Origin of the sequence: Neoroseomonas oryzicola (assembly GCF_012163135.1) — a bacterium.
Taxonomy (GTDB): Bacteria; Pseudomonadota; Alphaproteobacteria; order Acetobacterales; family Acetobacteraceae; genus Neoroseomonas; species Neoroseomonas oryzicola.
The window spans coordinates 217,390-237,431 of the sequence record NZ_JAAVUP010000004.1 but is presented as its reverse complement, the minus strand read 5'-3'; the positions used below and the strand labels follow the sequence as shown (position 1 = coordinate 237,431).

Below are 20,042 nucleotides of genomic sequence, written 5' to 3'. Positions count from 1 at the left end.
CTCGCTTTGCCGAGGAAGGCCCAGAAGCATGACACCGCCGCGCAATTCCAATGCCGCTCGCGACATCGCGAACGTGCTGCACCCCTACACCGACGCCAAGGCGCACCTGCAGAACGGTCCGCTGGTGATCACCCGCGGCAAGGGCGTGAAGATCTACGACGAGCAGGGGAAGGAATACATCGAGGCGCTGGCCGGCCTGTGGTGCGCCAGCCTCGGCTTCGACAACGAGCGCCTGGTCAAGGCCGCGACCGACCAGATGCGCAAGCTGCCCTTCTACCATTCGTTCACGGCGAAGTCGCACGAACCGATGATCGACCTGGCCGAGATGCTGATCGAGCGCGCGCCCGCGCCGATGAGCAAGGTGTTCTTCGGCAACTCCGGCTCCGAGGCGAATGACTCGGCGCTGAAGATGATCTGGTACATGAACAACGCGCTTGGCCGGCCGAAGAAGAAGAAGGTCTTCGCGCGGCTGAAGGCGTATCACGGCATCACGCTCGCCGCCGCGTCGCTGACCGGCCTGCCGGCCAACCACAAGCTGTTCGACGCGCCGATCGCCGGCGGGCGCTTCTGCCATGTCGGCACGCCGCACCACTACCACGAGGCGAAGCCGGGCGAGACCGAGGAAGCCTTCGCGACGCGCCTCGCCGAGGAACTCGAGGCCCGCATCATCGAGGAAGGTGGCGCCGAGGAATGCGCCGCCTTCTGGGCCGAGCCCGTGATGGGCGCTGGTGGCGTCATCGTCCCGCCGAAGACCTACTTCGAGAAGGTCCAGGCGGTGCTGAAGAAGTACGACATGCTCTTCGTCGCGGACGAGGTGATCTGCGGCTTCGGGCGCACCGGCAACTACTGGGGCAGCCTGACCTTCAACATCCAGCCGGACATCCTGGTCTGCGCCAAGGCGCTGTCGTCCTCCTACCTGCCGATCTCGGCGGTGATGGTGAACGAGAAGGTGTTCCAGGGCATCGCCGAGGGCAGCCACACCGTCGGCACCTGGGGCCATGGCTTCACCTATTCGGGTCACCCCGTCGCCGCCGCCGTCGCGATCGAGACGCTGAAGATCTACGACGAGACCAACCTGATTGCCCATGCGGCGGAGGTCGGCGCGCACATGCAGGCGGAACTCCGCAAGCGCTTCACCGATCATCCGATCGTGGGCGAGGTGCGCGGCGTCGGCCTGATCGGCGCGATCGAGCTGTCCTCGGACAAGGCGGCGCGCAAGCCGATCGACCCGGCGAAGAAGGCCGGCGCGCGGCTGTGCAAGCTGGGCGAGGAGAACGGGGTGATCCTGCGCGCCATGATCAACGACAGCATGGGCTTCTCGCCGCCGCTCGTGATCACCAAGCAGGAGGTGAACGAGATGCTGGACCGCGTGGGCAAGTCGCTCGACGCGCTGGCGGTGGAACTGCGGCGCGAGAGCATCGCGGCGGTGTGAGGCAAGGGCGGGGGAGGTGAACCTCCCCCGAGCCCCCTCCCTTCTCTGTCTGTTGGGAACTGACGTCCGAAGTCAGTCCCCAGGTTCCAAAAAAGGTTGAGGGGGGGACGGGGGGAGAAGTTCCCTTCTCCCCCCGCTTCTTTTTCAGCGCGCCCGTTCCACGACGAAATCCGCCGCCGCTGCCAGCGCGCGCTTCTCCGCCCCGTCCGGGAACGGCTCCAGCAGTGCGATCGCCTGGTCGGCGTAGCTCCGCGCGCGCCCGATCGTGTCCTTCAGCGCGCCGTGCTTCGTCATCAGCGCCAGGGCGCGGGCCAGGTCGGCATCCCCCTGGTCGCGGTCTTCCAGCGTGCGCCGCCAGAAGGTCCGTTCTTCCTCGCTGCCGCGCGCGAAGGCGAGCAGCACCGGAAGCGTGATCTTCCCCTCGCGGAAATCGTCGCCGACCGTCTTGCCGAGCGCTTCCTGGTCCGCGCTGTAGTCGAGCGCGTCGTCGACCAGCTGGAACGCGACGCCGAGCGACATGCCGAAGTCGCGCAGCGCCTTCTGGCGATCGGCGGGCTCGCCGGCGACGACGGCGCCGACCTCGGTCGCTGCGGCGAACAACGCGGCGGTCTTGCCCTCGATCACCGCGAGGTACTGCGCTTCGGTCGTCGCGGTGTCGTTCTGCGTCATCAGCTGCAGCACCTCGCCTTCCGCGATGATCGCGGAAGCGTCGGAGAGGATGCGCAGCACCTCGAGCGAGCCGTCGGCGACCATCACCTGGAAGGCGCGGGAGAACAGGAAGTCGCCCACCAGCACCGAGGCCTGGTTGCCGAACATCGCGTTGGCGGAGGCCTGGCCGCGCCGCAGCGCGCTCTCGTCCACCACGTCGTCGTGCAGCAGCGTCGCGGTGTGGATGAACTCGACGCAGGCCGCGAGGCCAACATGGCGATCGCCGCGATAGCCGCAGAGCCGCGCGGCGGCGATGGTCAGCAGCGGGCGGATGCGCTTGCCGCCGGCGGCCACGATATGCGCGGCGACCTGCGGGATCAGCGCCACGTCGGACTGCATCCGGTCGAGGATCAGGCGGTTGCAGGCCGCCATGTCGTCCTTCAGCAGCGCCATCAGCGCGGTCAGCGCGTCCTCCCCCCGCGGCGCCGGCGGGGCGACGAGCGGCGATGCGGTTGCGCTCACCCTTGCTCTACTCCTGGTGCGGCGGGCACCATAGTCATGCCCCGGCGGTGCGGCAAGCGCCGGAAAAACAAGGGATTCTCTCGTGATATGCGGGTGATCGCGACCACCACGGACCCGGTCCGGCTGTCCTTCCTGCGCGCGCTGCTGGCCGATGCGGGCATCGGGACGGTGGTGCTGGATGCGCATATCAGCGCGATCGAGGGCGGGATCGGCGCCTTCCCCCGCCGCCTCGCGGTCGCGGAGGACGACGAACGCCGCGCCCGCGCCGTGATGCAGGAGGCCGGCGAGGAGACGGTGTGAGCGGCACGACGGACGACCTGCTGCTCGGCGGCCGGGTGCGGCTGCGCCAGCCGGCGCAGGGCTTCCGGGCCGGGCTCGACGCGGTGCTGCTGGCCGCCTTCGTGCCGGCCCGGCCCGGGGATCGCGTGCTGGAGGCCGGCTGCGGCAGCGGCGCGGCCTTCCTGTGCCTCGCCGCGCGGGTGCCGGGGCTCGAGGTGACGGCGGTGGAGCGCGAGCCCGCGATGGCTGCGCTGGCGCGGGAGAACGCCGCGGCGAACGGCGTGGCCGCGACGGTCGAGGACGGCGACGTCGCCGATGTCGCGCTCGCGCGGCGGCTCGGTCCCGTCGAGCACGCCTTCGCCAACCCACCCTACTGGCCTGGCGGCACGCCACCACCGGGCGCGATCCGCCGCGCGGCGACGCATGAAGGCGCGTCGGGACTCGACGCCTGGGCGCGCTTCCTCGCCGCCGCGCTGAAGGATGGCGGCACGGCGAGCCTGGTGCTGCCCGCCGCGCGCTTCGACGCGGGCGTCGCCGCGCTGCGCGATGCCGGTTGCGGCGCAACAACGCTGCTGCCGCTCGCACCGCGGGCGGGTCAGGCGGCGAAGCGCGTGCTGATCCGCGCACGACGCGGCGGGCGCGGCCCGGCGACGCTGCTACCGCCCTTCGTGCTGCATGAAGCGGATGGCCGCTTCACCGCGGCGGCGGAATCGGTGCTGCGGGACGCCGCGCCGATCTGAGGAGAGGCAAGACAGCATCGCCTTGCGGTCCGAAGGGGCGCCCCGGTGGATGCCGCGAAGCCAAGGGAGACGGATGCGTCCCGCCCGGCGTCTGAGGGGCACGAAGGCGGGACCTGCGTGCGCAGCCAACGACCCTCTACTGGTCCTTCACCTCGGGGTGGCGCAGCAGCCAAAGGCGCTCATGCGCGGCCACCAGGCTTTCGAGGTTCTTGCGGCGGTTGGTGTCGGGCGAGGACGGACGGCGCGTCAGCATCATCTCGAGCACGCGGAGCAGTTCCTCCGCGACCTCGAAATCGCCCTGGTCGCAGGCGTGGTGGAAGGCGATCAGGATCTTGTCGGACAACCGGCGCGTGTGGCGCGGCGCCGGTGCGGCACCACGTCCCGATTCGGCGCCAGATCCGCCCTCATCGTCGTCCAGACTCATCCGCCCCCCGAAGCCGCTAACGGGCCTGTTCAGTCCTACGCGTCCCACGATTCCGGCGCGACGACCATACCGATTGCCAAAACTTTTCGGAACCCCGCGCGTCAGAGCGCGCGAAGCTGTGCACTCACGGCGGCGGCAATCGCCTCGGGAGTCGTCTCGGGGCGGAACAGGCTGCGCACGCGCCCGTCGGGCCCGACGAGGTAGATGAAGGAGGAGTGGTCCATCGTGTACTCGGTCGTGTCGCGCTGCCGGGCCTTCGCGTAGTAGACGCGATAGGCGCGCGCAGCCTGCGCGACCTGCTCCGCGCTGCCTGTCAGGCCGACCAGGCGCGGATGGAAACGCGAGACGTAGTCCGCCATGGCCGCCGGCGTATCGCGCTCCGGGTCGATAGAGATGAAGACCGGCGTCACGCGCTCGCCCGCCGGGCCCATCGCATCGAGCGCCGAGGCGATGGTGCCAAGCTCGGTCGGGCAGACATCCGGGCAATAGGTGAAGCCGAAGTAAACGAGCAGCATCCGCCCGGCGAAGTCGCGCTCGGTCACGGTGCGGCCGGTTTGGTCCACGAGCGTGAAGGGCCCGCCGAGCGAGACACCCTGCGCGAGTTGCACGCCGCCGGCCGATGGCGCCGGCATGTCGCCGCCGGTCAGCGCGGCGACCTGGCGGAGGAAGGCGTCGGCGATCGATTCACCCGGCGCGCGCCCGAACCAGGCAACGCCCCAGACGGCGCCCAGCAGGACCACGAGGACAACGGAGATGAGGCGAACGGTGCGCAGCATGATGCGGCGCACATAGGCGCCGCGATGCGGGGCGCGCAAGGGCACCCCGCGTCACGTTCAGTCGCGCATCAGTGGCGCACGCCCTCGATCGCACCGTCGGGCTGCGGCGAGGAGAAGACGGAATCCGCGAAGGCCTCCTCCCAGGTGCCGGCCGTGCTGGCCTTCGAGTATTCCGTCGCGCGGTTCTCGAAGAAGTTGGTGTGCTCGACGGCGTTCAGCATCTCGTCGAGCCAGGGCAGCGGGTTCTTCTCGATGTTGTAGAGCGGATCGAGGCCGAGCTGCTGCAGGCGCCGGTCGGCGATGAAGCGGATGTACTGCTTGGTCGCCGCGGCATCGAGGCCCTGCACGCCGCCGAGCTCGAAGGCGAGGTCGATGAAGGCGTCCTCGTGGTCGACGATGGTCGCGCAGATCAGGGCGATGTCGCGCTGCAGCTCCTTCGTCCAGATCTCCGGGTTCTCCTGCACGAAGGTGCGGAACAGCCGGATGACGGACAGGCAGTGCAGCGTCTCGTCGCGCACCGACCAGGACACGATCTGCCCCATGCCCTTCATCTTGTTGAAGCGCGGGAAGTTCATGAGGATCGCGAAGGAGGCGAAGAGCTGCAGCCCTTCGGTGAAGGCGCCGAAGGCGGCGAGCGTCTTGGCGATCTCGACCTTGTTGGCGACCGAGAAGGCCTGCATGTAGTCGTACTTGTCCTTCATCTCCTTGTACTTCAGGAACGCCGTGTACTCGATTTCCGGCATGCCGATGGTGTCGAGGAGATGGGAATAGGCCGCGATGTGCACCGTCTCGATGTTCGAGAAGGCCGACAGCATCATGAGCACTTCCGTCGGCTTGAACACCTGGGAGTAGTGCTTCATGTAGCAGTTGTTCACCTCGACATCGGCCTGGGTGAAAAAGCGGAAGATCTGCGTCAGCAGGTTCCGCTCGGACTCGGTCAGGTTCTTCTGCCAGTCCTTCACGTCGTCGGCGAGCGGCACTTCCTCCGGCAGCCAATGGATGCGCTGCTGGGTCAGCCAGGCGTCATAGGCCCAGGGGTAGCGGAACGGCTTGTAGACCGGGTTCGCGGTCAGCAGGTCGAACTTCACCGGAAGTTCGTCGGTCGAAATGCCATCGGCCATGAGCCATCCCCCAGGAACGGTGCGTCGCGCTGATTCCTACCACGATTGGTGGTCGCGGCAATGTCCGACCGCTACATGTTGTGGTTGGCCGGGTTGGCAAGAGGACGAAGCGCGACTCGCGGCAATCCCTACTCGACCCTGATCCCGGCCTCGCGCGCGATGACCGCGTTCTCTGCCAGTTCGCGCCGGATGCGGGCGTCGAAAGCCTCTGGCCCCTCGCCGATGACGACGCCGCCGGCGTCGACGATGCGGCGCTGGATCGTGATGTCGCGCAGCAGGCCGAGCGTGTCGTTGGCGACGCGATCGACGATCGGCCGCGGCAGGCCCTTCGGGCCGATGAAGCCATACCAGGGGCTGGTGTCGGGGATGCCGAAGCCGGCCTCCTCGAGGGTGGGAACGCCTGGCAGCACCTCGACCCGCTGCGGACCGCCGATGGCAAGCGGCCGGAGGCCACCGTCCCGTGCGAGGCCGATCGCGCCCGACAGGGTGCTGAAAGTGGCCGGCACGCGGCCGGCCATCACCTCCTGCAGGGCGGGGGCGGCGCCCCGGAAGGCGACATGGGTGACCTCGATCCCCGCCTTGCGGCGGAACATCTCGAGCGCGAAATGCCCCGAGGATCCATTGCCCGAGGAAGCGAAGGCCATGCCGCCCGGATCGCGCCGCGCGGCGGCGACGAGGTCGGCGACGCTGCGCAGCGGGGAATCCCGCCCGACGAAGAGCACGGTCGGCGAGGCGTAGATGTTCACGATCGGGGTGAAGTCCGCGAGCGTGTCGTAGGGCAGCCGGGCATAGACCGCGGCGTTGCTCGCATGGGTGCTGGCCGAGAGGAACAGCGTGTAGCCATCGGCCGGGGACCGCGCGACCGCCTCGCTGGCGATGACCTGGCTGGCGCCGGGGCGGTTCTCGATGACGATGGGCTGCCCCCAGAGCCGCCCGAGCGGGTCCTGCAGCAATCGCCCGCCGAAATCGGTCGGGCCGCCGGCAGGATAGCCGATGATGAGCCGGACGGGCTTGTCGGGCCAGGCAGCCTGGGCGCGCGCAGCGGGCACGATGGCGAGGGCGGCCCCGGCAAGGCCGAGGGTCCGGCGTGGCATCATGCGTGTCATTCCTCCCGCAGCGACCGCCCCGGCGGGACGACCGCGTTTCGGGCAGCCTAGCCGCCCGCGCCCGCCGGTGCCATCGCCCCGTCGAGGGCCGCCGGCGGGGCCGTGCGGCGCACGGGCTGCCGCGACGCAGCCTGATCGACCGTGCGCCAGATGAGGTAGGTCAGGACGATCGAGGCATAGCCGTCGACCGCGTAGTGCCAGCCCAGATGCACCGATCCCGCCTGGGTCAGCAGCACCATGAGCACGGCTGGAATGGCCAGGCGGCGGTGCATCCGCGTCAGCCAGAGGGCGATCAGCGTCGCCATGGACACGTGCATGCTGGGGAAGGCGGAAATGCCGCTGCCGAATTCAGGCGCGCCCAACCGATGCAGGGTCCAGAGGTAGGATTGGTAGACGCTGACCGCGAGCGGCGGATCCTGGTAGCCGCCGATGTAGTCGAGGAGAAACCGGAACCTCTGCGCGTCGCCAACCACGCGATCGTAGAATATCGGCCCCGCCGAGTAGAACATGCCGGCCAGGACGTTGCCGAGGACGATCCAGCACAGGAAGAATATGATGAAGAAGCGCCGACGCCTCTGGTTCGCGAATGCCATGGCGAGGACCATGGTCAGCATCGCGACCTGCCAGAAGACATTGTAAAAAATATCAATATACCGCGTGTAGGGCGTCAGAACCGGATGCAGGTGGCGCCACAGCGGCGTCCCGCCGTGCATCCACTCGCCCAGATCCGCCAGAGCGACGTCCCAGTCGAAATGCGACACCTCGGGCAGGAGGTTCTTGGCCGAGGTGAAGGCGCCATAGAACAGCGTGACGGAGGTGAAGAGCACCAGACCCGCGGCGAGCCTGGGACCGCGGGGGTGGCAGAGAAATCTCACGAGCCCGGTGAAGGGGGCTCTCGGATGCGTGATGACGGCGCAGACCACCCCGATGCAGGCAATCCCAGGCAAGACCAGGCCCGGCAGGACGATGATCCATCGTTCCGCATACATCAGCAGCTCGAACTTCTCGGGACGGCCCAATGTCTGGGCGACCAGGAAGACCGCGCCCGCATAGGCGGCGACAATGAGATGCAGGGGGATGTCGGCACGCAGCTCGGCCAGCAGGCGCTGCGCGAAGGATCCGGACACGGCCCCGGAATCCACGGACGCACCCCCTGGCCACGAGCCGGCACCACCCCCCCGGTGGACCGATTGCCCGAGCATGCGTTCATCGTAGACACGAATCCGTGAGGACTACAACCAGAAGTATTCATACCTCGGACAAAATCGCATCACGCCACGAGACTCGGGTGATTTAGACAGCAAATTCAGGGCCAAACCGCACGAATCCGTGATAATCCGCGCTACCCGGATACCCTCGAAACGCACCGCGGCCGCCAGGGTCACCCCTGGCGGCCGCGCATACTCATCCGCCCGTCAGGCGGACCCTTGCCTGCCGATCACTGGCAGGCCAGGCATTCCTCGTAGTTGTTCGAATTCCCCGCCGGCTGCGCCGCCGCGACCAGCGGCATCTGCACCGGCGCGACGTCGTTCGCCGCCTTGGCGCCGAGGGCCGCCTGCGGCGCCACCTTCTCGCTGATGGTATCGGCGCGCTGGATCGACAGCGAACGGCAGTAGTAGAGCGACTTCACGCCCTTCTTCCACGCGCTCATGTGGATCTGGTGCAGGTCGCGCTTGTGCACGTTGGCCGGCAGGAAGAGGTTCACCGACTGCGACTGGCAGATATACGGCGTGCGGTCGGCCGCATGCTCGATCACCCAGCGCTGGTCGAGTTCGAAGGCGGTCTTGAACACCGCCTTCTCCTGCTCGGTCAGGAAGTCGAGATGCTGCACCGAACCCTTGGTCACGGTGATCGATGTCCAGGTCTCCTCGTCGTCGCGCCCGTGCTTCGCCAGCGCCTTCTGCAGGTACGGGTTGCGGACGATGAAGGAGCCCGACAGCGTCTTGTGGTTGTAGACGTTCGCCGCGATCGGCTCGATGCCCGGGGATGCGCCGCCGCAGATGATCGAGATCGAGGCCGTCGGCGCGATCGCGATCTTGTGGGAGAAGCGCTCCATGATGCCGTATTCGGCGGCGTCGGGGCACGGGCCCCGCTCCTCCGCCAGCACGCGGGACGCGACATCCGCCTGGGCGCGGATGTGCTTGAACATCTTCTTGTTCCACACCTTCGCGACGACGGACTCGAAGGGCACGTTCATCTTCTGCAGGAAGCTGTGGAAGCCCATCACGCCGAGGCCGACGGAACGTTCCCGCATCGCGCTGTACTTCGCCCGCGCCATCGAATCCGGCGCGGTGTCGATGAAGGACTGCAGCACGTTGTCGAGGAAGCGCATGACGTCCGGGATGAAGTCCGGATCGTCCTTCCACTCGAACCAGGTCTCGCAGTTCAGGGACGACAGGCAGCACACCGCCGTGCGCTCCTGGCCATGCTGGTCGAGCCCGGTCGGCAGCGTGATCTCGGAGCAGAGGTTCGAGGTCTTGACCTCGAGCCCCGCCAGCTTGTGGTGCGCCGGCTGCGCGCGGTGCACGTGGTCCGAGTAGATGATGTAGGGCTCGCCCGTCTCGATGCGGGCGGTGAGGATGCGGATCCACAGCGCGCGCGCCGAGACCTTGCGCATCACCGCCTGGTCCTTCGGCGAGAGAAGCGCCCATTCCTCGTCATTCTCGACCGCGCGCATGAAGGCGTCGGACAGCAGCACGCCGTGGTGCAGGTTCAGCGCCTTGCGGTTCGGATCGCCGCCGGTCGGGCGGCGCATCTCGAGGAATTCCTCGATCTCGGGGTGGTGCACCGGCAGGTAGCAGGCCGCCGAGCCGCGCCGCAGCGACCCCTGGGAAATCGCCAGCGTCAGGCTGTCCATCACCCGAATGAAGGGGATGACGCCCGAGGTCTTGCCGTTCTTGCCGACCTTCTCGCCGATGCCGCGCAGGTTGCCCCAGTAGGACCCGATGCCCCCGCCCTTGGCCGCGAGCCAGACATTCTCGTTCCACAGCCCGACGATGCCATCGAGGCTGTCCGAGGCCTCGTTCAGGAAGCAGGAGATCGGCAGGCCGCGAGTCGTGCCGCCATTCGACAGAACCGGCGTCGCCGGCATGAACCACAGGCGCGAGATGTAGTCGTAGATCCGCTGCGCATGGGCCGCGTCGTCGCCGTAGGCCGAAGCCACGCGGGCGAACAGGTCCTGGTAGGACTCGCCCGGCAGCAGATAGCGGTCATCTAGCGTCGCCTTGCCGAAATCGGTCAGCAGCGCGTCGCGCGAACGATCGATGCGGACCTGGCCATGGCCCTCGAGCTGTACTGCGTCGAACACTGAAGAACCCCCCGGATAACTCATCCCCTGGACCGGCATCCTGCCGCCCAGGGGCCACCAGACACAAGATGTAGTCTTGCCACAGTCCTGCCACCACCACATGGGGTGGCAAAGAGACCCCTTGCCAAGAGTCCCGACTTTGTCACAGGACGAAACATGTTCCCGTTTCGTTCATGATTCCGCGCAAGGCCGCGGGGCGCAAGTCCAGACTTTTCCACAGCTTCGAAGCGCCGCACTCTGGGGCCCGACGCCGCCCGCCGGAGCCCCGACCATGATCCGCCTGCCCCGCCGCAGCCTCCTCGCCACCCCATTTGCCGGCCTCGCTGCCCCGGCGCTGGCCCAGTCGCCCTGGCCGACCCGGCCGGTGCGGATCGTCGTGCCCTTCGGGACCGGCGGCGGAACGGATGTCACCACCCGCCTCCTCGCGCCCAAGCTGGCCGAGATCCTCGGCCAGCCCGTGGTGATCGAGAACCGGCCCGGCGCCGGCGGCGTGGTGGGCACCGACTACGTCGCGAAGCTGCCCCCGAACGGGGAGGCCTTCGTCCTCTCGACCCTTTCGCCCATCGCGCTCGCCCGCGGCCTGCCGGCCCCGGTGCCCTTCGACGCGCGGCGGGACCTGGTGGCGGTGGCGCCGACCGTCTTCGTGCCCATCGCGCTCGCGGTGACCACGCGCAACTTCGCCCCGCGCACGGCGGCCGAGTTCGTGGCGGCCATGAAGGCGGCGCCGAACCGCTACCAGTACGGCTCCTCGGGAATCGGGACCTCGGGGCACATCGCCGCGGCCTCCTTCTGCATCCGCACCGGAACCGAGGCCGTGCACGTCCCCTATCGTGGCGGTGGCCAGGTCTTCGCCGCCCTGACCTCGGGCGAGATCCAGTTCTGCTGCGACATCCCCTCCCTGCTGAAGGGCATGCACGAGGGCGGCCAGGCCCGCGTCCTCTTCGTCGCGACCGAGCAGCGCTCCTCCCTGCTGCCCGAGGTGCCGACCGCGGTCGAGGCAGGCATCACCGGCTACAAGGCCTATTCCTGGTACGGCTTCTTCGCCCCCGCCGGCACGCCGCAGCCGATCGTCGACCGCATGGCCGCGGCGACCGAGCAGGCGTTGTCCGACCCCACCATCGCCGGCCGCTTCGAGGAGATGGGCACCCCCGCGATGCGCGGCTACACGCCCGCCCGCTTCGCCCAATACGTCCGCGACGAGATCGCCTTCTGGGAACCCGAGGTCCGCGGACTCGGCATCAGGGAGTAGGCCCGAGGTTCCGCCGCGCGAGCCGCATCCCCGCGATGTAGCCCCAGGCCATGTTCGGCCCGATGGTCGTGCCGGTGCCGACGTTGCGCGTGCCGATCGGGTTCGCCATGGCGACCCCGGCCGCGAACAGGCCGGGGATGACGCTGCCGTCGGGGCGCAGCACCTCGGCGTGCTCATTGGTCCGCGCACCGCCCTTGGTGCCGAGGATCGAGCGGTTGAACGGCATGGCGAGGAAGGGCGGCCGCGCGATCGGCTCGATCCCCGCGCGGCGGCGCTTGTCGCCGGCCGCGGCCGGGTCGGGGCGCGCGGGGCGGCCGAAATCCTCGTCCGCGCCGGCGATGGCGGCGGCGTTGAAGCGCGCGACGCTGTCCGCCAGCGCCTCCTCCGGCACGTCGATCTGCGCGGCGAGTCCCGCAAGGTCCTCCGCCTGGCGCAGCCAGCCCGGATCGGCCCGCGCAGCCCAGCGCGCCGGCGGCAGCCGGTCGAGCAGCACCGAATCGCTGATCACCCAGCAGGGTAGATGCACCGGCGCGCCGGTCGCGGGGTCGCGGCGGTCGATCTGCTCGCCGATGTTGAAGGTGAGTTCGTTCACGAAGCGCCGGCCATGCCGGTTCACCAGCATGGCGTTGGGCTCGGTGTGGAAGGGCACCGGCTGGGCCAGCACCTTGCCCTGGTAGCGCACGGGGATCGACGGCGTAATGGTCGCCTGGTCCATGTGCGCGAGTGCGGCCCCCGCCGCCTCGGCCATGCGCTGCCCGTCGCCGTCATGGGCGTCCGGGCTGCCGAGGTAGTCGACCGGCCCGGGGAAGTGCCGCGCCATCAGCCCCGAATCCCATTCGAAGCCGCCGGTCGCGATCACCACGCCGCGCCGGGCCGTCCAGCTCTCCCGCCGCCCCTTCCGTTCTACCGTCGCGCCGGTGACGGCACCCGTCGCGTCCTGCGTCAGCGCCACAGCCCGCGCGCCGAGCACGACGTGCACCCCCGCATCGAGGCAGCCGCGCAGCAACCCCGTCACCAGCGCCGTCCCCTTCCCCCGCGCATTGGTCAGGAAACGCCAGACCAGCTGCGGCCAGAGCGACAGCGCCGTGCGGTAGGGCTTGTGATACAGGTCGGTCGTTACCGCCTCGTGGTAGGTGAAGATCTCCGGGATGGTGGATTTGCGGATGCGGAAGGCGAAGCGCCCCGCCCGCCAGCGGCTGAGCGGCAGCGGCGACATCATCCGCCCCCGCGCCTTGGCCCCGGGCAGCGTCCGCAGCGGGTCGGGTTCCGGCGTCAGCGCGAACTTCAGCGGCGTGCGGGCCTCCACGAAGCGCAGCATGTCGGGGGCGGCGCGCACGAAGGCCTCCCACAGCGCTGCCTCGGTCTCGGCCCAGCCTTCCGGCGCGCCGGCGCGGATATAGGTCAGCGCCTCCTCGACGCTGTCCTCGATGCCGGCGGCGGCCGCGAGATGGTTCGCCGGGATCCAGGTGCCCGCGCCGGACATCGCCGTGGTGCCGCCGAGCCGGTCGGTCTTCTCCAGCACCGCGACCGACAGCCCCTGCGCCGCCGCCGTCAGCGCCGCGACCAGCCCCGCCGAGCCTGAGCCGAGAACGAGCACATCCGTCGCGAATTCCGCCATTGCCCCCGCCGATGGTGATGATCCGGCCATTCCATTGGCACTTGATCGGGCGCGGCGCCAGATAGGCAGCACGGAAGGACACCCCAGCCATGCCCGACACGATGCCCCAGCCCGCCGCCACCCGCCCCGCGATCCATCCCGGGACGCGCATCGGCCATGTCCACCTCAAGGTTGCCGACATCGATCGCGCCCTCGCCTTCTGGCGCGACGTCATTGGCCTCGAGGAACAGCAGCGCTACGGGGACCAGGCCGTCTTCCTCTCGGCCGGCGGCTACCACCACCACATCGCGCTCAACACCTGGGAGAGCAAGGGCGGCGCCTGGCCGCCGCCAGGCACGACGGGGCTGTTCCACGTCGCCCTGCTCTATCCCGACCGCAAGGCGCTGGCCCAGGCGCTGCTGCGCCTGCTCGAGGCCGGCTGGCCGCTCGAAGGCGCCTCCGACCACGGCGTGTCGGAAGCGCTCTACCTGCGCGACCCCGACGGCAACGGCGTCGAGCTCTACCGGGACCGCCCCGAGGCCGAGTGGCCGCGCGATGCGGAAGGGAAGCTCGCGATGGTGACGCGCCGGCTCGACCTCAACGCCCTGCTGGCCGAGGCGAACTGACGCGCATCGCCCTCGCCAGGAGGGCGGCGGGGCCGTTATGATCGTGGCAAGGTTTCCATCAGCTCCGCCACGACACCCATGCCGTGCCTGCCTCCGCCCCCGGTGGGGCGCCGTTCCCTCCTGGCCGCGCCGCTCGTCCTTGCGGGCTGCGCCACCGGCATCGGCGAACCCCTGCCCGGCCCGCCGCGCGCCCGCGTGGTGCTGTTCCGCGGCATCGCCGAGATCTCGACCGGCCTCGACGATTTCGCCCGGCACCTGCGGGAGGCCGGCTACAGCGCCTCGGTCCACAGCCACCTCGCCGGGGAACAAGTGGCCGAGCGGCTGCTGACGCTCGCACGGCAGAACCGGCTCCCGCGGCCGCTGTGCATCGGCGGGCATTCGCTCGGCGCGGATACCGCGATCGATCTTTGCGGGGAGCTCTACGCCGCGCGGCTGGTGACGGACGGCCTCTTCACCCTCGACCCCGTGCTGGTCGGCACGGTGCCGCCCGGGCCGCGGCGGGTGACGAATTTCTACCAGGCGGGCAACGGCTTCGGCCGGCCACTGGCGCCGCGACCGGGCTTTGACGGCGCGATCGAGAACATCAACCTCGCGGAGGTCCCGAGCCTCGGCCATTTCAACATGGATGCGAGCGCGCGGATCCAGCACGACATCGTCGACCGGATCAACGCGCTGCGGCGGGCCTAGCCGGCCTCCTCGCGCAGCATCTCGAGTTCAAGCCAGCGTTCCTCGGCCGCGGCGAGCGCCGCCTGCGCGGCCGCCAGCGCCTCGGTCGCCTTGGCGAAGCCCGCGGGATCGCGCGCATAGAAGCCGCCATCCGCGACCTTGGCGTCGAGCGTCGCGATCTCCTTGCCCAGCGCCTCCATGCGCGCCGGCAGCGTCTTGAGCTCGTGCTGCTCCTTCGCGTTCATGCGCACCCGCTTCGGCGGCGGCGGCGCGGCGCGCTCGGCCTTCGGCGCGGCGGCGGGCTTCGCGGCGGCCTCGGCCGCGCGGGCCTGCACGCCATGGCCGCGCTGCGCGACCATGTCGGAATAGCCGCCGGCATATTCCTGCCAGCGCCCCTCCCCTTCCCAGGCGATGACGCTGGTGACCGCGCGGTCGAGGAAGTCGCGGTCGTGGCTGACCAGGATGACCGTGCCCGCATATTCCGCGACGAGTTCCTGCAGCAGGTCCAGCGTCTCGAGGTCGAGGTCGTTGGTGGGTTCGTCCAGCACCAGCAGGTTCGAGGGCCTGGCGAAGGCGCGCGCGAGCATCAGTCGCCCGCGTTCGCCGCCGGACAGGGCCAGGAGCGGCGTGCGCGCCTGCTCGGGCGTGAAGAGGAAGTCCTTCATGTAGCCGATGACGTGGCGCGGCAGGCCGTTGACGTGCACCTGGTCGCCGCGGCCCTCGGTCAGCGCCTCGGACAGCGTGATGGTGGGATCGAGGCTCGCGCGCCGCTGGTCGAGCCCGACCATCTCGAGCCCGGTGCCGAGCCGCACCTCCCCCGCATCCGGCGCCAGCACGCCGGTCAGCATGTTGAGCAGCGTCGTCTTGCCCGCGCCATTCGGCCCGACGATGCCGATGCGATCGCCGCGGATGATGCGCGTGGAGAAATCCCGCACCACGAAACGCTCGCCGAAGGCCTTGGAGATCCCGTCCGCGGCGATGACGAGATTGCCCGACCCCGCCGCCTCGGCCGCCGCCATCGTCACGCGCCCCGGCGCGGTGACGCGTTCCCGCCGCTTGGCGCGCAGCGTGTGCAGGTTCTCGAGCCGCCGGACGTTGCGCTTGCGCCGCGCGGTGACGCCGTAGCGCAGCCAGTGCTCCTCGCGGACGATCTTGCGCGCGAGCTTGTGCGCCTCGCGCTCCTCGTCCTCCAGCACCTGGTCGCGCCATTCCTCGAAATGCGCGAAGCCGCGTTCCAGCCGCCGCGTCGTGCCGCGATCCAACCAGACCATCGCGCGCGACAGGCGCTCGAGGAACCGCCGGTCGTGGCTGATCAGCACCAGCGCGGAGTCGAGCGAGGCCAACTCGCTCTCCAGCCACTCGATGGCCGGCAGGTCGAGGTGGTTGGTCGGCTCGTCCAGCAGCAGGATGTCCGGGGATGGCGCCAGGGCGCGTGCCAGCGCGGCGCGGCGCGTCTCGCCCCCCGACAGCGCGGCCGGCTTCTCGCCCCCCGTCATGCCGAGCTGTTCCAGCAGGTAGCGCGCGCGATACGGATCGTCCGCCGGCCCGAGTCCCGCCTGCACATAGGCCATGACGTCCGGAAACGCCGAAAGGTCGGGTTCCTGTTCCAGGTAGCGCATCGTCGCGCCCGGCTGGACGAAGCGGGTGCCGCCCTCGGCCTCGATGATCCCGGCTGCGACCTTCAGCAGGGTGGACTTGCCGGACCCGTTCCGCCCGACGAGGGCGAGCCGTTCCCCCGGCGCGACGGACAGCGACGCGCCCTCCAGCAGGCGGGTGTTGCCGAAGCCGTGGCGGATGTCGGTGAGGAGGAGAAGCGGCGGCGCGGCCATGGGCCGCTACCTCGCCGCTCCGCCCGCCCGGGTCAACCCGGCGAGGGCGCGTAGGGGTCGTAGGTGCCGAAGCACCAGACATGCCCGCCCGGGTCCCGTGCAATGTAGTCGCGGGATCCGTAGTCCGTGTCGAAGGGCGCGCGGATGATCTCGGCGCCCGCCGCAGTGGCGCGGGCGTGGTGGGCGTCGATGTCGGCGACGACCAGGTAGGTCACCTGCGCCCCGGCCTCCAGCGCGCGCTCGAGCGCATCGTCCGACGCGCCGCGGCGCGATCCGAGCATGATCATGCCGCGCCCGACGCTCATCTGGGCATGGGCGATGCCGCCAGCGCCGTCCGGCACGACCAGGCCACGGGCGAAGCCGAAGGCGCGTTCCAGCCAGTCGAGCGCCGCCGGCGCATCCGCGTAGCGGAAGCAGGGGAAGATGTCGGGCGTGTCGGGCATGGCGGGCCTCAGGTTCCTGGCCCGCCGATCCTCCGCCCGAAGGCGCTGCGAGTCTTGCGGAAATCCGTGGCGGGTCAGGCCGCCACGATCCGCCTCACCCCGCGAAGGGGTCCCGCATCATGATGGTGTCGTCGCGCTCGGGGCTCGTCGACAGCAGCACGATCGGCGCCTCGACCAGTTCCTCGATGCGGCGGACATACTTCACCGCCTCGGCCGGCAACTCGGCGTAGGAGCGCGCGCCGCGGGTGGACCCGCTCCAACCTTCCAGCGTCTCGAAGATCGGTTCCGCCGCCGCCTGGGCCTTGAAGGCCGCCGGCAGGCGCTTCACCACCTCCCCGTTGATGCGGTAGCCGGTGCAGATCTTCAGTTCCGGCAGCCCGTCGAGCACGTCCAGCTTGGTCAGCACCAGGCCGTTGATGCCGCCGACCTTCACCGCCTGGCGCACCATGCAGGCATCGAACCAGCCGCAGCGGCGCGGACGGCCCGTCACGGTGCCGAACTCATGCCCGCGCTCGCCGAGCCGCTTGCCGATGTCGTCATGCAGCTCGGACGGGAAGGGCCCGGAGCCGACGCGCGTCGAATAGGCCTTGGCGATGCCGAGCACGAAGCCGATCGCATCCGGCCCGACGCCCGCCCCCGCCGCCGCATTGCCGGCAACGGTGTTGGACGAGGTCACATAGGGATAGGTGCCGTGGTCGACGTCGAGCATCACCGCCTGCGCGCCTTCGAACAGCACGCGCTTGCCGCTCGACCGCGCCTCGTCCAGGCGCTCCCACACCGTGTCGGCATAGGGCAGCAGCTTCGGCGCCAGCGCGAGCAGCCCGTCGAGCAGCTCCTTCTTCGGGAACTCCGGCGCGCCGAGGCCGCGCAGCAGCGAATTGTGGTGCAGCAGCAGCTCGTCGAGCTTCGCCGACAGCGTCTCCGGTTCCGCGAGGTCGCACAGGCGGATGGAGCGCCGGCCCACCTTGTCCTCATAGGCCGGGCCGATGCCGCGCCCGGTGGTGCCGATCTTGTCCTGGCCGCGCGCCGTCTCGCGCGCGCGGTCCAGCGCCGGGTGCAGCGGCAGGATCAGCGGCACGTTCTCGGCGATGCGCAGGTTCTCGGGGCTGACCTTCAGCCCCTGCGCCGTGACCTTCTCGATCTCGCTCAGCAGCGCCAGCGGGTCGAGCACGACGCCGTTGCCGATGATGCCAAGCTTGCCGCGCACCACGCCCGAGGGAAGCAGGCTGAGCTTGTAGGTCTCGCTGCCCACGACCAGCGTGTGGCCGGCGTTGTGGCCGCCCTGGAAGCGGACGACGATGTCGGCGCGGCTGGCGAGCCAGTCCACCACCTTGCCCTTGCCCTCGTCGCCCCACTGGGCGCCGATCACGGCGACATTGGCCATGAGGTCAGTCCTTCGTCACGACGGGGACGGGTGCGCCGTCCCTCAGTTCATGGGTGCAGCGCAGGCGCTGCGGCGTGTCATCGGGCGCCAGCGCGGCGACCGTCGCGTAGCCCTGGGCGCGGTAGGTCGCGCCATCGGCGCCGACCGGAAGGAAAAGCCGCGGCTTCGGCGCCGCCGGCGGCGCCGCGCGCAGCACCGCATCCGGATAGAGCGACATCCCGGTCGCCGGCTCGTCGTTCTGCGAGACGTAGCGCCCGCCGCGCGCGAGCTCGCCCGACATGCCGGGCCCATAGATCGTGAAGGCGACGCCGGTGTGGTAGCGGAAGCCGCGGAACTCCACGGGGTCGAGGGTGATGCGCAGCCCCGGCGCTCGCGCGGCGATCGCGGCCAGCACGGCCGCCGCGTTCTCGGCGATGGCCTGGGCCGCTTCGGGCAGCGCCGCGGCCTCGAGCGCGGCGAGCGCGCCGTCGGCCGGGCCGGTCGCGGCCATCAGCCCCGGCAGCACCGCGAGCGCGGCATCCTGCCCCTGCACCAGCGCGGCGACGGCCGCGCTGTCCTTGCGGTCCAGCGCGCGGGCGAGCCGCGCCCGCAGCGCCGGGTCGACCTGCGCGGCATCGAGCAGCGCCGGCACCATGGTCGGCAGCGTCACGTCGAGGCTGACGCCCGGCACGCCGACCGCGGCCAGCGCCTCGACGGCGACGATCGCGATCTCCCCGTCCGCGGCCGGGGCGGCGCCGCCGATCAGTTCCACGCCGACCTGTGGCAACTGCCGCGACGGGGCCAGCTGCGTCCCGCGCACGCGCAGCACCTGGCCAGCGTAGCAGAGCCGCAATGGCCGCGCCTGGGCGGACAGGCGCGTTGCGGCGATGCGCGCGACCTGCGGCGTGGTGTCGGCGCGCAGGCCCATCATGCGCTGGCTGACCGGGTCCATCAGACGGAAGGTCTGCTCGGCCACCGCGGCGCCGGACCCCGCCAGCAGGCTGTCCTCGAACTCGAGCAGCGGGGGCTTCACCCGTTCGTAGCCGTGGGCGGCGAAGACGCCCATCATCGCCTCGACCAGCGCGGCCTCGCGCTCGGCCTCGGGCGGCAGCAGGTCGGCAAGCCCCGCGGGCAGCAGGGCCGGGTTGGGCAGGTCGTCGGTCATGGCCGGCGGAGGGTGTGACAGGCGCGGCGGGCCGGGGCAACCCCCGCCCATGGCGGGGGGCGCATGCCAAATCCGGACAATGCGACGGGCTTCCCGACCGCCCTGCGGCCCGACACAATAGGCCCGCTGACGGAAGGAGATGCGATCATGCGGCGGCGAATCATTCTGGCGGGCTGCGCCATGCTGGCCCTGGCGGCGTGCGCGCAGGTCGCGGGCCCGCCCGACTTCTCCTTCGGCGGCCAGGGCTTCCAGATCGACAACACGCGGCTGAACCTCGCCTATGCCGAGCGCAACCTCGGCGACATGAGCCGCTTCCGCGGCAAGCCGGCCGAGGCCGCCGCCGCGCTCGCCCAGTTCGAAGCCGCGGTCAGCGGGATGCGCAACCCGGGCAACAACATCACGGTGACGCAGGTCGAGGCGGAGCTGATCGCCAAGGCGATCCGGACCGAGCGCGAGGCGCTCGGCATCCCGCTCGCGATCCCGCCGGGGGAGGTCGCGGCGGCGCTGGCCAATGCCGTGCCGCCGCTGGTCTCGGGCGACCAGGGGGCGATCCAGGCCGCCCTGTCGAACCACATCTTCACCTTCGGGCCGGCGGAGACGCTCGCGCGCCTGTCGAACCTGCCGCCGATGCCGGAACTGGAATCCGTCGCCCCGCTGCTGACGACGTCGGCCGCCAGCGAGTGGAACCCCGGCGGGAGCTTCATGGTGCCCCACCGGCGCTGAGAATGGGTCAGGGGCCGCGCCGACGG

Annotated in this window: 19 protein-coding genes; 7 read left to right on the top strand and 12 right to left on the bottom strand. The window is 70.2% G+C overall.

What is annotated here, in order from left to right; translation table 11 throughout:
- Positions 1–28: 28 nt before the first annotated feature.
- Positions 29–1,432: an aspartate aminotransferase family protein gene (locus GWK15_RS15990; RefSeq protein WP_168042349.1), complete on the top strand. Its 1,404-nt coding sequence runs from the start codon at positions 29–31 to the stop codon at positions 1,430–1,432.
- 144 nt (positions 1,433–1,576) lie between these two features.
- On the opposite strand, the gene GWK15_RS15985 is transcribed toward GWK15_RS15990, so the two are convergent.
- Positions 1,577–2,533 (bottom strand): polyprenyl synthetase family protein, encoded by a 957-nt coding sequence (locus GWK15_RS15985; protein ID WP_168042591.1) that lies wholly within the window; start codon positions 2,531–2,533, stop codon positions 1,577–1,579.
- A gap of 156 nt (positions 2,534–2,689) precedes the next feature.
- On the opposite strand from GWK15_RS15985, the gene GWK15_RS15980 reads away from it, so the two are divergent.
- Positions 2,690–2,902, top strand: coding sequence for a putative signal transducing protein (locus GWK15_RS15980; RefSeq protein ID WP_168042348.1), 213 nt, complete (start codon positions 2,690–2,692; stop codon positions 2,900–2,902).
- On the top strand, positions 2,899–3,621 hold the full coding sequence (locus GWK15_RS15975) for a methyltransferase domain-containing protein (protein WP_168042347.1): 723 nt from the start codon (positions 2,899–2,901) through the stop codon (positions 3,619–3,621). The genes GWK15_RS15980 and GWK15_RS15975 overlap by 4 nt, the downstream gene beginning before the upstream one ends.
- A 136-nt stretch (positions 3,622–3,757) precedes the next feature.
- On the opposite strand, the gene GWK15_RS15970 is transcribed toward GWK15_RS15975, so the two are convergent.
- The 6 genes from GWK15_RS15970 to GWK15_RS15945 all read right to left on the bottom strand — a co-directional run bounded on the left by GWK15_RS15970 (position 3,758) and on the right by GWK15_RS15945 (position 10,379).
- A complete protein-coding gene (locus tag GWK15_RS15970) occupies positions 3,758–3,964 on the bottom strand; it encodes a hypothetical protein (RefSeq protein ID WP_245211692.1) in 207 nt (68 codons plus the stop codon).
- A gap of 182 nt (positions 3,965–4,146) precedes the next feature.
- Positions 4,147–4,866, bottom strand: a complete 720-nt coding sequence (locus tag GWK15_RS15965) for an SCO family protein (protein WP_338147269.1) — start codon at positions 4,864–4,866, stop codon at positions 4,147–4,149.
- Positions 4,867–4,889: 23 nt separating this feature from the next.
- Positions 4,890–5,942 (bottom strand): ribonucleotide-diphosphate reductase subunit beta, encoded by a 1,053-nt coding sequence (locus GWK15_RS15960; protein ID WP_168042345.1) that lies wholly within the window; start codon positions 5,940–5,942, stop codon positions 4,890–4,892.
- 128 nt (positions 5,943–6,070) lie between these two features.
- Positions 6,071–7,039 carry a Bug family tripartite tricarboxylate transporter substrate binding protein gene (locus GWK15_RS15955; protein ID WP_168042344.1) on the bottom strand — a complete coding sequence of 323 codons (969 nt, stop codon included), beginning with the start codon at positions 7,037–7,039 and terminating at the stop codon, positions 6,071–6,073.
- 56 nt (positions 7,040–7,095) lie between these two features.
- A complete protein-coding gene (locus GWK15_RS26595; protein WP_168042343.1) occupies positions 7,096–8,175 on the bottom strand; it encodes a phosphatase PAP2 family protein in 1,080 nt (359 codons plus the stop codon).
- Positions 8,176–8,486: 311 nt separating this feature from the next.
- Positions 8,487–10,379 carry a ribonucleoside-diphosphate reductase subunit alpha gene (locus GWK15_RS15945; protein WP_168042342.1) on the bottom strand — a complete coding sequence of 631 codons (1,893 nt, stop codon included), beginning with the start codon at positions 10,377–10,379 and terminating at the stop codon, positions 8,487–8,489.
- 247 nt (positions 10,380–10,626) lie between these two features.
- Between GWK15_RS15945 and GWK15_RS15940 the strand changes: the two genes are divergently transcribed.
- Positions 10,627–11,604 (top strand): Bug family tripartite tricarboxylate transporter substrate binding protein, encoded by a 978-nt coding sequence (locus GWK15_RS15940; protein ID WP_168042341.1) that lies wholly within the window; start codon positions 10,627–10,629, stop codon positions 11,602–11,604.
- Here the strand turns inward: GWK15_RS15940 and GWK15_RS15935 are convergent.
- Positions 11,594–13,222 carry an FAD-dependent oxidoreductase gene (locus GWK15_RS15935; RefSeq protein WP_168042340.1) on the bottom strand — a complete coding sequence of 543 codons (1,629 nt, stop codon included), beginning with the start codon at positions 13,220–13,222 and terminating at the stop codon, positions 11,594–11,596. The genes GWK15_RS15940 and GWK15_RS15935 overlap by 11 nt on opposite strands.
- A gap of 89 nt (positions 13,223–13,311) precedes the next feature.
- Here GWK15_RS15935 and GWK15_RS15930 point away from each other — a divergent pair, with 89 nt between their 5' ends.
- Both GWK15_RS15930 and GWK15_RS15925 read left to right on the top strand, forming a co-directional pair.
- Positions 13,312–13,827, top strand: coding sequence for a VOC family protein (locus GWK15_RS15930; protein ID WP_209442235.1), 516 nt, complete (start codon positions 13,312–13,314; stop codon positions 13,825–13,827).
- 102 nt (positions 13,828–13,929) lie between these two features.
- Positions 13,930–14,514: a lipase family protein gene (locus GWK15_RS15925; protein WP_168042339.1), complete on the top strand. Its 585-nt coding sequence runs from the start codon at positions 13,930–13,932 to the stop codon at positions 14,512–14,514.
- Here the strand turns inward: GWK15_RS15925 and GWK15_RS15920 are convergent.
- From GWK15_RS15920 to GWK15_RS15905, 4 genes are all read right to left on the bottom strand, one after another.
- Positions 14,511–16,322, bottom strand: coding sequence for an ABC-F family ATP-binding cassette domain-containing protein (locus tag GWK15_RS15920; RefSeq protein WP_168042338.1), 1,812 nt, complete (start codon positions 16,320–16,322; stop codon positions 14,511–14,513). The genes GWK15_RS15925 and GWK15_RS15920 overlap by 4 nt on opposite strands.
- Positions 16,323–16,354: 32 nt before the next feature.
- A complete protein-coding gene (locus GWK15_RS15915; RefSeq protein ID WP_168042337.1) occupies positions 16,355–16,765 on the bottom strand; it encodes a VOC family protein in 411 nt (136 codons plus the stop codon).
- A 94-nt stretch (positions 16,766–16,859) separates the two neighbouring features.
- Positions 16,860–18,149: an adenylosuccinate synthase gene (locus tag GWK15_RS15910; RefSeq protein ID WP_168042336.1), complete on the bottom strand. Its 1,290-nt coding sequence runs from the start codon at positions 18,147–18,149 to the stop codon at positions 16,860–16,862.
- A gap of 4 nt (positions 18,150–18,153) precedes the next feature.
- Complete coding sequence (locus GWK15_RS15905) at positions 18,154–19,293, bottom strand: ATP phosphoribosyltransferase regulatory subunit (RefSeq protein ID WP_168042335.1); 1,140 nt, start codon at positions 19,291–19,293, stop codon at positions 18,154–18,156.
- 147 nt (positions 19,294–19,440) lie between these two features.
- Between GWK15_RS15905 and GWK15_RS15900 the strand changes: the two genes are divergently transcribed.
- The gene (locus GWK15_RS15900) at positions 19,441–20,016 is read left to right on the top strand and encodes a hypothetical protein (protein WP_168042334.1); all 576 of its coding nucleotides are present in this window, start codon (positions 19,441–19,443) and stop codon (positions 20,014–20,016) included.
- Positions 20,017–20,042 lie beyond the last annotated feature (26 nt).